At 61.7% G+C, this 13,492-nt stretch carries 11 protein-coding genes; 1 reads left to right on the top strand and 10 read right to left on the bottom strand.

Going from position 1 to position 13,492, the window contains the following annotated elements:
• Positions 1-35 precede the first annotated feature (35 nt).
• The 8 genes from KHO41_RS03155 to KHO41_RS03120 form a co-directional block, all read right to left on the bottom strand.
• A complete protein-coding gene (locus tag KHO41_RS03155; RefSeq protein ID WP_211951847.1) occupies positions 36-1,253 on the bottom strand; it encodes a phage tail tip fiber protein in 1,218 nt (405 codons plus the stop codon).
• Positions 1,254-1,255: 2 nt separating this feature from the next.
• Positions 1,256-3,484 carry a hypothetical protein gene (locus tag KHO41_RS03150; RefSeq protein WP_211951846.1) on the bottom strand — a complete coding sequence of 743 codons (2,229 nt, stop codon included), beginning with the start codon at positions 3,482-3,484 and terminating at the stop codon, positions 1,256-1,258.
• A 4-nt stretch (positions 3,485-3,488) separates the two neighbouring features.
• On the bottom strand, positions 3,489-4,124 hold the full coding sequence (locus KHO41_RS03145) for a phage adaptor protein (protein WP_211951845.1): 636 nt from the start codon (positions 4,122-4,124) through the stop codon (positions 3,489-3,491).
• The gene (locus KHO41_RS03140; RefSeq protein ID WP_211951844.1) at positions 4,121-4,450 is read right to left on the bottom strand and encodes a DUF6682 family protein; all 330 of its coding nucleotides are present in this window, start codon (positions 4,448-4,450) and stop codon (positions 4,121-4,123) included. The genes KHO41_RS03145 and KHO41_RS03140 overlap by 4 nt, the downstream gene beginning before the upstream one ends.
• Positions 4,451-4,453: 3 nt before the next feature.
• Entirely contained in the window at positions 4,454-4,876 is a 423-nt protein-coding gene (locus KHO41_RS03135) for a hypothetical protein (RefSeq protein ID WP_211951843.1), read from the bottom strand.
• Between the two features lie 88 nt (positions 4,877-4,964).
• Positions 4,965-5,366, bottom strand: coding sequence for a hypothetical protein (locus KHO41_RS03130; RefSeq protein ID WP_211951842.1), 402 nt, complete (start codon positions 5,364-5,366; stop codon positions 4,965-4,967).
• Positions 5,367-5,411: 45 nt separating this feature from the next.
• The gene (locus KHO41_RS03125; protein WP_211951841.1) at positions 5,412-6,680 is read right to left on the bottom strand and encodes a N4-gp56 family major capsid protein; all 1,269 of its coding nucleotides are present in this window, start codon (positions 6,678-6,680) and stop codon (positions 5,412-5,414) included.
• Between the two features lie 11 nt (positions 6,681-6,691).
• Positions 6,692-7,729, bottom strand: a complete 1,038-nt coding sequence (locus KHO41_RS03120; protein ID WP_211951840.1) for a hypothetical protein — start codon at positions 7,727-7,729, stop codon at positions 6,692-6,694.
• A 175-nt stretch (positions 7,730-7,904) separates the two neighbouring features.
• Here KHO41_RS03120 and KHO41_RS03115 point away from each other — a divergent pair, with 175 nt between their 5' ends.
• Complete coding sequence (locus KHO41_RS03115; RefSeq protein WP_211951839.1) at positions 7,905-8,600, top strand: hypothetical protein; 696 nt, start codon at positions 7,905-7,907, stop codon at positions 8,598-8,600.
• A gap of 517 nt (positions 8,601-9,117) precedes the next feature.
• Here the strand turns inward: KHO41_RS03115 and KHO41_RS03110 are convergent.
• Entirely contained in the window at positions 9,118-11,091 is a 1,974-nt protein-coding gene (locus KHO41_RS03110) for an acyltransferase family protein (protein ID WP_211951838.1), read from the bottom strand.
• An 82-nt stretch (positions 11,092-11,173) separates the two neighbouring features.
• Positions 11,174-13,474, bottom strand: coding sequence for a hypothetical protein (locus tag KHO41_RS03105; protein WP_211951837.1), 2,301 nt, complete (start codon positions 13,472-13,474; stop codon positions 11,174-11,176).
• Positions 13,475-13,492 lie beyond the last annotated feature (18 nt).

The following is a 13,492-nucleotide window of genomic DNA, read 5'->3' as shown; positions in this document are numbered from 1 at the left end:
GGTTGGCTCCGGCGCTGGAGTCTCTACAGGATCGGTCATCGTTTCGCCTCAAGCGCAGTGATGGTGATAGGCCCTGTCGGGCCGCAAAGCATGCGCGCGGTGTGCCAGCCCGCGCCGGGGTAGACGAGTGTCGTGAAGCTGTATGGGAACTGCCCGTAGTCGGCCTTGCCGAAGGACGCTACTGTCGAGCCATCAAACTGGCAGGTGGTGGCGAACGAAACCGCATCGCCGCCGGGATCGCCGAACGGAAGGCACACCGCCGAATAGGTCACGAAGACCGGCTGACCGGTGCTGTAGAAGGTCAGCGTCACGTCGCCGGTGCCGGTGGCGGCGGACGGCACCACCACCGCATTGCCGCGGATCTTCAGGGTGTCGACCTCGGCGTCGCCGATGTTGGCATACTTGATTGCCGCGGCTTTGACGTGCAACGTGTCAATGATGCCGTACTGAAGATGCGCCTCCCGAATGGCCGCAAAGTCGATATGTGCCTCACCGACGCTGGCCACCTTCATCATGGCCGAGTCCATATAGACGCCGGCTGGCACGTAGTACCCGTTGACCGTCGTCGGCGTGGTCAGCACGATGAACGGCACTTTCGGCGTAATGCCGGGCCCGGATGGCGAGGCGATCGAGAACCGGTCCGCCCGAACCATGAACTCGGAGAATGGCGTGGAATTGTTAGCCGTGCTGATCAGGCCGAAGCCGGTCACATAGCCGTTCGCGTCAATCTTGACGCTGTACTTCCCCATGATGTTGCCGTCGGCGTCGGCGCGCACGGTCGCCTCGGTCTCGAGCGCGACTGTGTTGGCGTTGACCGCCGCGGTCAGCGTGGTCACATCATCGACCAGCGCCGACACGGCTGTCGACCGGACGGTGCGCTCTTCATCCAACTGGGCAATGACGCCGGTCCCTGGCGCGTCGACCTTGTTGATCCGCTCGCCGAGCGCCTTGAACAACGGCGATTCGATCACCAGCGCCTGCAGGTCGTTGATCACCCGGGCAATGTCCGCCGGCCGGATGATCTGCGGTGTGACGCCCTGCGACTGCTGCGCACCCGGCACGCCGACCAGGATGCCACCGGCGCGCAGGTTGCCCAGTTCGGCCCGGGTGACGAAGGCCGAATCGCTATCGCCCGTCTGCCCGTTGCGCACGTTCATCATGTCCGTGAGCGCGCGCAGCACCGCATAGACGTTGCGGTCCTGGATGTTGTCGAGGGCGTTGAGCGGGATGGATGGGACGCGCGGACCGGCCATGCTCACACCTCCTTGAGCGAGATCGCCGTCTCGCCGATGCGCAGATCGCTGAAGATGCCGGTACCGGCGATGCGAATGCGGTAGCGCTGGCTCTTGTAGCCGGGCGGCAGGCGGAAGTCAGACGGCCCGGTCAGCGCCTTGGTATGGCGCAGCACCCATTGCCCCGTCTTGTCGTTGTACGCGCGGAACTCGATCGACCAGGTGCCGCTGCACAGCGCCTTGCCATAGCCGAAGTTGAGCGGCGCCGGCAGGACCATCTCGCGGGATTCCCAGACCGTCGACAGCGCCGTGCCCGCATTGAAGCGGTACAGCGCTGAGCCAAGCCCGTAATAGACACCGTCGGCGAAATCGCTCGCAAAGGAACATGTCGCCTGAAAGGCCGGCAGGTCCGTCATGTTGCCCGCCGACTCGTCCAGCAGGATCATGAAGGCCGGAAAGCTGTTGTCGTCGGCGTAGACCACCAGGCGCCCGTCCCAGACGGAGAACCGCATCGCGCCAAGGTGCGCACCGTATCGCGCACGCCAGACGTCGCGGGTGAAGAAGCGCTGCGACAGGGACAGTGAAGCCTGCCCGCCGGCAACCACCACGATCCCGTCCGGGCTGGCGAAGGCCGCGAACCCGTCCACGATGGCGATTGAGTGCTTCGACACGCCAGCCTGTGCCACGTTGATGCCGCTCTCGGTCATGCCGCCCGGTGTCACGCCGGAGAGAATCACGGGCTCGGTCGTCGTGGTCAGCAGCACGCCGGAACCATACGGCACGCCGCCGACTACGTTGTGCTGGAAGGTCTTCACGTAGGCCGGTGGCCAGGCCCACGGCTTGTACGCCTCGGAGAAGTGCACCTCGTTGCCCTTCCACGCGCACAGAATCCCGTTCTTCAGGCTCATCAGCCCGACAAGCGCAGGGTCCGGCGGGTAGTACTCGTCCGACGCCAGCACCTCATTGAGCGCGGCGACGGCCACGTCATCATGGAAGACATAGGCGCCCGGCGGCTGCCCGAGCACCAGGAACGAGCCGGCATAGAAATAGTCCGCCACGCTGCTGCCGTACATAGTCCGGTAGACCCGGATTTCCTTGATCGGCGCGTAGGCCGCGCCGCCGAAGTTGTCCAGCGTCAGCGACACGTCGACCGCCATCCCGTTCACCAGGTTGAGCGTGCCGGCCGCGCTCGGCGGCCCCTCTTCCCCGTAGGTGTTGACGTAGGTGTAGACGTAGGCGCGCGTCTCGGTCTGCGCAGCGGCCTGCGTCGACGCGAGCACCAGCGTGTAGCTGGTAGCGCCATCGTCGCGCGTGAGCGACGCGCTCCAGTCGCCCGACGTAGAGAACGCCGAGTTGCTGGTGTAGATATCGAACGCCTTGGCACCGGTGCTGATGCTTGTGCCAATCAACCGGATCACCGGAAAGGCCTGGTCCGGCGTCAGCGTGCTGGGCGACGACGGGCCGCCATCGTTGAGATAGGAGTACCGCGTCAGGGAATAGAGCGTGCTGACCTCATGCACACGTCCCGCATCATCCTTGACCATCACGGCGCCCTCGATGAGGGAATTGTCTGCGACCTTCCGCAGCGTGCTTGTCGACGTGGCGATCACGCGCGTGCCGTCTGGCAGGTACCACCACTCCCCTTCTACCGGCTCCGGAACAAGCGCATAGCCCTTGGCAATGAAGGACTCATCGCCAACGCCAGCCGAGTCGGACAGCTTAGTCGGCGGGGTGAAGTTCCATTTCACCTTATCCGTCACCACCGTCGGACTGATGTCCTGCTCCTGGTACTTGACGCCGGAGTACTCCCAGTGGAATTTCGCCGAGATCGTCAGATCGGACAGCGCCACCGGCGAGCCCGACACGGAGAACGTCGGCGCGGCAACCGGCTTGGGCACGCCGACGCGATAGCTCGAGCCCGGCGGGCCGCCATCCGGCCGAGTGCCGAGGCTGTTCGTCACCAGGAAATCGGTGGGCGTGGTGTAGTAGACCCGGGAATACAGGTCTTTCGCCATCGGCGCGCGCACGGCATCGACGTCCATATCCCAGGTGTAGAACGACACGCCATCCTGCGTGTACAGACTCTTGACCGCATTGGACACGGCCGTGAGTAGCGCCCCGCCCTTCATGCCACGCAGCTCGCCATACCCGAAGTCGCAGTTCTCCGCGACGGTGGCGGCAGTCTGCGGCAGCAGTGCGGCCGGGACGCGCGGGAAGATCCCGCTGAATTGGGAAATGGAGAGCGTCGACATGGGCTCAGTGGTAGGACGTGGTGCGCAGCGCGCCGCGCGACAGGCTCTTGAGGGATTCCACCTTGGCGCCAGCCATGGCTGCCTCAAACTGGCCGCGGTAGAGCTGGAACAGTTGCGGGCTCGTCCACGGCTTGCCGGGCATGGCCATCAGCCGTGCCTTGGCGCCAGCGGCGAGCCCGTCGAAATACCGCGACCAGATCCAGGTAGGAAACGTGGTCGACGTGCGCGTGGGCTGTAGCGCCACGGTCACCACCAGGCCGCCCGGGATCTTCGTGTCCGGCACCGGCGCCAGGATGATCTGGCTCGGGTCATCGGTCAGGTAGCACTTCGGCGTGCCGGCCTCGGTCTGCCAACGCGGGTACCGTGCCGTGACGTCCGTCTCGTTTGAGGGCGGCAATTCCTTGCCGTCCACCTTGACGACCAGCGCCTGCACCACCTCCGCGCCCGGCGGCGGGTCTAGCTCGTAGGTGTTCAGGTTGGCGAGCACCGGCATCGGGTCCATGAAGTACCGCCACGCCCAAGAGCCGTGGCAGAACTCGATGATGGTGTTGCGGATCGCGTTCGCCGCCAGATCCTGGCCGACGCCCGGCAGTTCCGGCAGCACCTCGTTGAACAGGTCGGTGTACTTGGTCGTGCTCATGTCGTGGCCACTGCCTTGGTGAACAGCTGGTAGGTCTTGTCCGCGCGGTTCGTATTGACGTTCTCGTCGTCGGTCAGTTCGGACCGGTAGACCATGTAGTGCTTGATGGCCACCTCATGCGCGAAGGACAGCGGGAAGGTGTCGGTTAGCGCGACGCGTGCCACCGGCGTGCCGTAGCTGCCAAAGCGCAGGTCCGGCCGAATCGTGTAGATCTCGGCCAGGCCGTCGTTCAGGTAGTTGAGCAGCGTGGAATCGGGATACCGGACCTTGTCCGCATCGTTCAGCGGCTCGCGTCCGCGGTCGATGACTTCCTGAACGGTGGCCATGGCTTAGGCGACCTCGCCTTCCGTCATCGGCTCGGGGCCCTTGAGCGCTTCCTCGATCGCGTTGATCATGGCGGCCTTGGACAGCGCCGGGAGAAGATCCAGCTTCAGCTCGGTCTTCGCGTAGGCGGCCAGTTCCGGCTTGCTCATCTTCTCGAAAGGCTTTTTCAGGACTGTGGCGGGTACCTCCACGGTCTTGCCACTGGGCTCTGTAACCTGAACGGTAACCTCACCAGACACCAAGGCGGCATCTTCCTGATTGGCCAATGCCCACTGGTCAGGATGCTGCAGCAGGCGGCGCGCCTGGTTCACGGTCACCTCTTGGACGTCGCCTGGGCCGTCCCAGGCTTTGCCGGAGCCAGCCACGTTGTCGAACGTCCACGGCTTTTTGCCGACATACATCAGCGCAATCAACACGATCGCCGTCATGAAAACTCCTAGGGTGGATGAAAAACGGGGCGACACCTCGCCGCCCCGTGAACGCTAGGCAGCCGCCGAAGCAGCCGCGCCGCAGGGCTTAGACGCCGCGCGGCTCGTAGAACGCCACGACGTCCAGCGCACCGGAGGCTGCACCGCCGCCAACGGTCGCTGTCAGGTAAGCGTCCTTGGTCAGTTTCACCGGCTTGACAGCCATGTTGGTCGAAGCGGCCGCTACGGTCGAGGTAGCTGCGAGGAACGCGGCAGCATCGGCGGCCGAGCCGTCGACGTACTCGTAGCCAACCGACACGGTCGTGCTGGCACCGAGCGCCGCATTGATCATGCGCAGGTCATCAACCTTGGCGCCGGCCGGCAGTTGAGCCAGACGGACCTTGTCGGCGATCTGAGCGGCAGCCAGGACGGCCGCACCATGGACAGCCGCCAGCGGCGCGGCGCCGGAATACTGCACGTCTTGAAGCGTAGGAGCGTTGATAGTTGCCATGTAGATTCTCCGGTTGGGGCGAGCGCTGGGCCCGCCCCTGTGTCATTACGAGGCCAGCAGAGTGCGACCGGCTGCCGAGGCGATGTCCGGGGCGTACGAGTCGACCACCGCCACGCCGTGGTCGGTGTCGGCGCCGTCGACCTTGAAGCGGATCTTGGCCGTACCACCCATGGCCGCGCTCACGATCTCGATCGAGTTGCCGTGGTCAACCTTCTCTTCCGACCAGTCATAGAAGTAGTCGGAGTCGGTCTTGCCGTAGGCCTTCGCCAGCGCCTGGGCGCCCACGATGATCGAGCGGTCGATGTCCGTTGCAGCCGTCACGGTCGATTCCGTGTACGTCTTGCCGTCGGTGCCGCCGGTATCCACCACCACATTCGAGCCGGTGTTGAAGCGGATGGCGTAGCGGTTCATGCGCTTGATCAGCAGGCCATCCCACATGATCGTCTCGTACGAGTCGAACAGCGGATGGTTGACGCCTGCCTTCTTGCGCTCGAAGGCGTTCTGCACGGCCTGACGCCACACCGTCTGGCTGGTGCGCGACTTCAGATACAGCCACACACGCTCGCTCACGAACATGACCCACAGCGGATCGTTCCAGGCGCGGTCGTCGCCCTTCACCTTGACCGACTGCAGGCGTACGGTCGATTCGCGCAATTGGGCGATGATGCGCTCGATGTCCTGGAAGGTCAGCGCGTCGTTGGTGCCGAGGTCAGTCGGGCCAGTGGCATCGCCGGCGGCGTAGTAGCGGTTCTTGGTCGGCGCCTTGATCGCGTTGACCATGATCTCGGCGAAGTCCGCATCGGACTGCAGCGGCACAACCCAGTCGCTGGTGATCTGGTCGCCGCGAGCGCCGGCCAGGTGCACCAGAGTGGTCTGGTCTTCGACGCGCGCGCCCCAGTTGTGCAGGCTCGCCATGGCGATGCCGCGCAGGTTGTGGGTGGTGCGCTTCTGGGTCATGCGGCCGCCCGAGTCGGCGCCGCCGCGGAGCTGGTCGATTTTCACGTCCATGCTCGAGTAGGTCAGATTCATCATCCGACCTTCGACGCGCTTGTCGCCCATCACCGGCTTGCCGCTGAGCTGGTTGAACAGGTCGATGGAGACAGAGTCGCCAGCGCCCTTGCTGAGGTCGCCGCACTTGACGACCGGGTAGTCAGGGCTGGTTTGGCCCTTGGCTTTGGCTGCGAACCCGCCTTCCTTCGGCATCTCGCCGGAGAGCAGATTCATAAAGCCGGGTTCGTGCTGAACCTTGGAGAACAGGCCGACCGAATACATCTTTCGGGCGAGCGGGCTACCAAACGGGATAACAGTGGACATAGCTCAAATCCTCACTGAATGCTGTTGAGATAGGCTTCCATTTGGTCCGGTGTCATCCGCGCGAACTTGTCAGCGATTTGGGCATGAGTCATCTTCTCGAGTGCATCCTGCTCGCTGGCGGCGGGCGGCGAACCGGCCGGGAAGTCCGAAAGCGAAGTCGGCACGCTGGGCTTGGCCGACGTCTTGGCCGCTGCCTCCGCTTCCTTCTTCAGTTCTTCCGGCGTCTTTTGTGGTGGGGACTGTTTCGCGCCTGGGATTTCGATTGCGCCGTGCGTCGTCTCGATGAGGGTCACCACGTGGGCGAAGCGTTCAGCCAGCGTCTTGCCGGCCCAATCCGGGTCTTGTCGAAGCACAGTGTCGAAACGCTGGGCGGCGGCGAAGAGCTTCGGATCGTTGGCCTGGATGTGCGCCAGCTTGGGCGTTGCGTCGATGGCGTCGCGGATAGCAATCTCCCGCTCTTCTGCCTCGGTGCGCACGCGCTGCTCGCGCTCCTGCTCTACAGGCTGCAGCTTCGTTTGCAAGGCAGCGAGGGTCGCTTGTTGCGCCTTCAGTGCCTTGTACATGGTGGGGAAATCCTCTCGGATCGCCTCCAGTTCCTCGTCGGACAGAGCCTCGGCTTCGGTTGCTGCGCCAGTGGTGCGGGCGGACTCACCAGGTGTCGCCCCTTGGTTTCCGGCTGCTAGCTGCGCCTTGAGGTCTGCGATCTGCGCCTCGGCATCCTTGGCCAATTGCTCGGCCCGTGCCGCGCGCTCTCGCTCGCCTCGTAGCACCGAATACGGAATGACGTTCTTGCCATCACGGGCAAGCACACCTTCCGCTTTGCTCTCGTCGTCCTGCGTCGAATCGCCTGCCGCGCCTTGGCTCGTTTCCTTTGCCTTGGCCGCCTCTGCAGCTGCTGCCACTTCGGCTGCTTCCTGGGCTGCTTTTGCTGCCTCCGCTTCTGCCGCACCGGTGTCGGCCGCCGCACTTTCCGGTGCGATGTCCTTGCCGCTCTCGGCGTCAGCGAATGCCTTCAGTAGTGCCTCAGGGTCGTTCAGGTCGATTTGCATTCCACTCCACTCCACGTATCGCGTTGGCTGCGAGGTTCAATCCCTTAGCCAGTCTGCCTATCCGGGCAGCACGGGAACCGGCTTGGGGGTTGGTGGAGATGCTAGGGGGTGGGGAGCAATTCGAGTCGTGCAGCGCTTGCTCTGATAGAGTTGGCACCCCTCACTAGGAGACGAAATGCCACTGGTATCAATTGAGCCGCGCTTTGGCGTAAGGACGCCGCGCGTATATCGATTCCTGCAGAAGCAGTACGTCGATAAATTCTTCGAGACAGGAGAATTGCTACTCGGCAGCTTCCTGCATTTCGCGAGTCACCCTGATGAAACCCGATTTGACGGGGCAGAGGGGGCTGTGACCTTGGTTCACCGGACCGATCGTGGTGGCGGACAAACGGTCCTGATGGACGCTGGCTTTGGTGAAAGCGCGTATGCGCTTTGCGGCAGCGTGAATCCATCAGTTTCGACACGGAACAAGTTTGGGGCGGATTCTGGCATCGTAATAACTGATCCAGTAGCATTTGCTCGCGAGGTGGCGAACGTCCTGCCTGGCTTCCGGCGCACTGTCCAAGGTCCTTGCAGCTATCAAGGTTATCGTGCAATTGAGTCCGATCTAGGGCACATCGACTTTGGGTGCAATGAAGAGACAAGCGATCCCAGCAAGCTAGATCAAGGTGCAGTGCAGCAAGCGTTCTCAACGATGCTGACCGAAGACGCCTATTTCATCAAGCATTCTGATTTCCATGCTGAGTGTGAGTACCGGGTAGTCTGGGAAGTCGACCATGTCGCTGACCGCCCTCGCATCGTGAACGCGCCAGGAGCAAGGAAGTACTGCCGGCGGTGGGAAGACCTAGAGTGGATCGGTTTCGGCGCGTAGACGCGTGATCAGATCGCACGAAGGACCCACAAGAGGGAGTCCAGCGCCTGGAGTCCGGACAATCGTCCTCAAGCGGCTGACACTTGGACCGGCCGCACCACTGAGGACCCATCAAACTGACCGCCTTCGCCCGAATTCTCTGCATCCTGATTCTGCTGCTGCGTTGCGGGTAAAATGCCAGAAGTAACAAAAACTACAATCTGATGTAGGCCGCATGCACAGCACAAAAGAGTTGCGCATGGGTCACATCACAAATATCGGGTGCGGTGATGGCGGTCTACCTATTTGGCTTCCTCGTCTTCGAGGCTCTGTGGTTCTTTCCCTTCCGGGCGATCTTCCGTGAGGCACGCTTTGGCTCTGGATATGCTTATCTGGCGCTTATCCCTCTGCTTGGGCCTCTGGCTTGCATCTGGATCCTCGCATCAAAGCCGTGGCCCCTGAAAACGAAGCTGGTTCGCATATCGCCGAAATAAAAAAGCCACCGGAGGTGGCTTTTTTTACTTGATCTTCAGTGGCCTTAACTGGCTGGATCGGCTGGGCTGTCGTGCGTTCGCACTTGCATACGAGGCGTAATAAATCCCAGAACCCGATCGCCGAGGAGGCGCGCGCCAGCCTCCGTCAGATGGTTATCGTCAAACAGCAGTGGCACCCCATTCTCTGCCCAGGCCACACACCCACCCTCACAGAGAGCCTGGTAAGCCGAGACATACTGCACTCCGCTCGGCAACGGTAGCACCGCAAATTTGGCATCCATTTTTTCCTGCTCAGGCCGCAGATGTCGCGCCACCAATCCAGAGTCTCCAGAGCGAATGCTGCGCGCCAGAAGCCGCGGGAAAACCTGGTCGTACTCGGCTGTCGGCCCGATGACCACAACTCGGTCGCTGTATTGACGGAGCCGGTTGACCGACTCCAAGATGCCGGCGGCGTCCTGATCACCCCAACGCGCAGAAAGCAGGATGACGTCGACCCGCTGTGCCGGCAAGAACTTCTCAAACACGTAGCGCATCACCTCATTGCAATGATGGGAGGACGAGGCACTTAGGATTGGCTTACACGCAGGCACCGTCGCCTGCATAAAGTTCACATCGGGCCGAGACGCTGAAAAACCGCCCCACAAGTGCGCCGCATGACTATCGCCGAGAAGCAGCACATTTTCCTTGTCGGGCGAAACCTTCAGGCAATCGCCTGCCGCTAAGTCAACGGGTCTCTTTGCATCGTCATCAATGAAGCACTCCCCGCGGCGCATCGATTTCGTCGCATCGTAATCCAGGTACGCAAGCGTGGCTTCGACACTGTGCGGCAAGGTCGTTCTTGCCGCACTAACCAGCGCCGCAGAAATCGCGATCGCACACATGCTCGCTGCCCCAATGGCCGCAAAGGTCAGTGGACGGCGGTTACCTCCGCCTTGCGCCGAGCGACGGAACGGCTTCTCAATGAGCAGGTAGGACAGCCACGCCACAACACCACACAGCACCAAAAGCGCGATGCGCTGCTTAATGGTCGGTATCCGGAACGCGTCGCAGAAGAAGACCCAGATTGGCCAGTGCCACAAGTACAGGGAATACGAAATCAACCCAACAAAGCGAAAGATGGGCGATTCAAGGATTGCAGTCGCGCGGGTGCGGAACGCGGAGCCTGCATAGATGAGTAGTGCAGCACCCAAGCACGGGGGCACCGCTGCCAACCCTGGGAACGGCGTCTTTTGGCTGATCAGAAGGATGCTGGCCGCGATGAGCGCCAGGCCTAGCACCCCAAGCAACTCGACAACCCACCTGCTGCGAATGATGGGTATTGCGCCGACCGCTAGCAGCGAGCCAAGCATTAGCTCCCACGCGCGCGATGGAACCAAGTAGAAGGCGGCAGATGCATCGACATCCACCAGCCACACCGCCCACGCGAAACTGGCGAGCGCTACGCCACTGATCACCGCCACCCTGCTCCGGTGCGTTCTCTTGCGAAGAGCGTACATCAATAGCGGAAAAGCCACATAGAACTGCTCTTCGACCGAGAGCGACCACGTGTGCAATAGAGGGCTCGCTGCCGCTTTCGAATCAAAATAGCCGCTCGACATGTAGAACGCTACATTCGATACTGACATCACTGCAGCGACGGTGGTGCGGGCGATGCGCGCCACATCAGACGGGAAACCCATCAGCATTGCTGCGGCAAGAGTGGCTGCCAGGACTACAAATAGCGCAGGCAGAATGCGGCGCGCTCGTCTGGCGTAAAATCCAGTGACACTGTATTTTCCGCGGGATATTTCCTCATGCAGTATCTTGGTTATCAAGTAGCCGGATATCACGAAAAATATATCGACCCCAACGAACCCGCCTGGGAAATACTTATCCGCCCTGAAGTGAAACAGGATGACGGGGATAATGGCCAACGCCCTCAATCCGTCTATATCTGGCCTATACCCTGCCGCCATACGCCCCACCATCGACTCCACAAGTTGTGCAGGCGCTTGATGCGCCCGCAATTTTTCCAGCATGGGATTAGATGATGGCCGCCGGCATAACGACACCCCACGTATGAGGGGTGTCGATCCTAAGCCGTTGTTTTTCGTTAGAGACTCAAACCTTCCATGAGTCGACGCCAGCGAGCCAGCAGGTGCCAACCATTCCCGTCTGCTCCCATGAGAAGACGACTCGCCCCGTGCCTGCGGGCGCAAGGTAGACACCGCCCAGCGTAGCAAAGCCAGAGGTGACCGCAGTGAGCGCGGCCTGCGTGCCGCTTACGCTGTTCACCACGATGATTGAGCTGATGAGAGTTGTTCCATCCGCCGCATAGAAATAGAGCACGCAGCGGGTACTGCCCGCCGTAATCGTGTCGATCCGAATGCGCGAGCGGATCAGGATCGAGTCGCCACCCTTGTATGGTAAATCCTGCGTGGCCTTCGACGTGGACGCGACAGCCGACACGAACTTCATTGACCGCGAATTGCCTACGGTCACTGACGAGTCGTACGTGTACGCGCCGTTGGCGTCTGGTGCGAGCGTGAATGCGTTCAGGTTGCCGCCCAACTGCTGGAATCGCCCGTTGCAAACCTGTGACGTGCCATAGTTAATCGCGGGCGGCACAGCGTTGGAGAAGGTCATAGCCAGTCCGCGCAACGATTCATTCCCAGCCACACCATCGACCGGATTGATAAGAGCGGAACTCCCCTTCATTTGCAGCGCAACGCCGTCCATTGTTACGCGGTAGTGCCCGCCTGCACCTGTGGCGATATTGATCCACGCAGTTTTCCCGGAGGCTGACTCCGTGTTTCCGAACGGAGATGCCCCCGGGCCTGTCCCGAGATAGCCTCCATACATGTGAAATTCCGGCCATGAGAAGCCGGATACATAGGTCATCTGCACATTGGCGTTGGCTGTGTTGCCTTCTTGGTGGCAGCCGAATGCATACACCTTCGTCGTCTTCAGAACAAAGTCGATGTCGTTATAGTCGATACTGACGTCGTGCAAATACAGATCGATACCGGTATTCCCCGGGTCATATACAGCGACTGAGCTGAATTGATTGTTGATGTTATTGAAAATTGAGCCACCGGTAATCGAAATTTTCTCGCCGGCATTGCTCGTCAGTGCGAATGCGAGCCCCCTCCGCCATGCTGCGCCCCACTTCACATTGCGGAAATGCATGAGGTACAGGTTGGCCCCCGAAAGGGTGACGTTGTCCCGGAACCCCTGAACCTCGAAGCCATCAATAAGAGCGTCATCAACCTGCTGCGCAGTGCCATCCAGTTGGATGCCGTCAGCCTGGCTTACTGTGCCGGCCGTGATATCTGGCCAGTAGCTGTATGTGCCGCTGTTCGTTACCTGCGGCCCCCAGAGCCGAAAGCCTCGGATGATCGTTCGGTGCGTATAGTCCTGCCCGGAGCCGCCACCGTAGGTTACAGCGTAGCCACTGGAAAGGTTTGATCGCAGGATGGAGTTGCCCATCTCAAGCAAGCATGGGCGAGTCAGCGCCCAAGTGCTATTGAGGCGATAGACGAAGTTCCCTGACAGGTCCATCCATAGGCGCCTCGGCTTGCAGAATGCTTGTAGCGCCTGCAGTGCAGGCTGATCGTCGTGCGAGTTGTCACCGTATGCGCCGTATTGGAGCGCATGCACCTTACCCACGTATTCCAGCCCGAAATAGCTGCCATTTGCCCCGGCGATGATCGCGCCACCGTCTGCTGTCTGGGCGCCGCTGAGCTTCCTGTAAGTGCCATGCCCACCATCGCCGGCTGTACGGTAGCCCTGCGTCTTGACCTGCGTCCAGATTGCCGCGTCAAGGGCCTGCAGATCAACCATAGTGGCGACTGTCTTGGTAAGGCCGAGCGTAGCGTAGACAAAGGAGGCGATCTTGCTGAGAGTCGTCTGCAGCAGTCCGGCTCCGCGGCTCATCGGTAGCGTCTCGCTACCCGTCAGCGTGCCCCCATCAGTGGCAGTGCCGTTGGCGATGGCTGAGGTTGACGCGGTTGCCGCTGACGCGCTGCCTGCCGCAGCCGTGGCTGAAGCGGCAGCATCCCCAGCCTGAGTGGTGGCGATAGCCGCCTGGGCCGTCGCAATGCCAGCCTGACTGGTCGCCGCAGCGGACGCGGTAGAGGCCGTATCCCGCGCGGCTTCCGCTGCTTGTCGTGCCGCCACTGCCTGACTTGCGCTAGCAACGGCATCGCTCCTGCTCTGCGCTGCATTGACCTTGCTGTCATTCGCCGCATCCCGAGCCGCCTCCGCCGCCGTCTTGGCCGCACCAGCAGCGGTAGCCGAAGCGCCGGCCGCCGCCGCCTGAGACGCTGCCAACCCCTCCAGATACTTGAGGTTAGCCTCGCTCTCTGGCACGGTGACGGTCCGCAGTACGTTTTCGCGGAGGATGAGGTGGTCAGTTTCCATCGTGTATCCGTGTCAGGT

Source organism: Cupriavidus numazuensis (assembly GCF_905397435.1).
Lineage (GTDB): Bacteria > Pseudomonadota > Gammaproteobacteria > Burkholderiales > Burkholderiaceae > Cupriavidus > Cupriavidus numazuensis.
The sequence above is the reverse complement of the archived record's forward strand: the minus strand, read 5'-3'. Positions and strand labels throughout refer to the sequence as shown.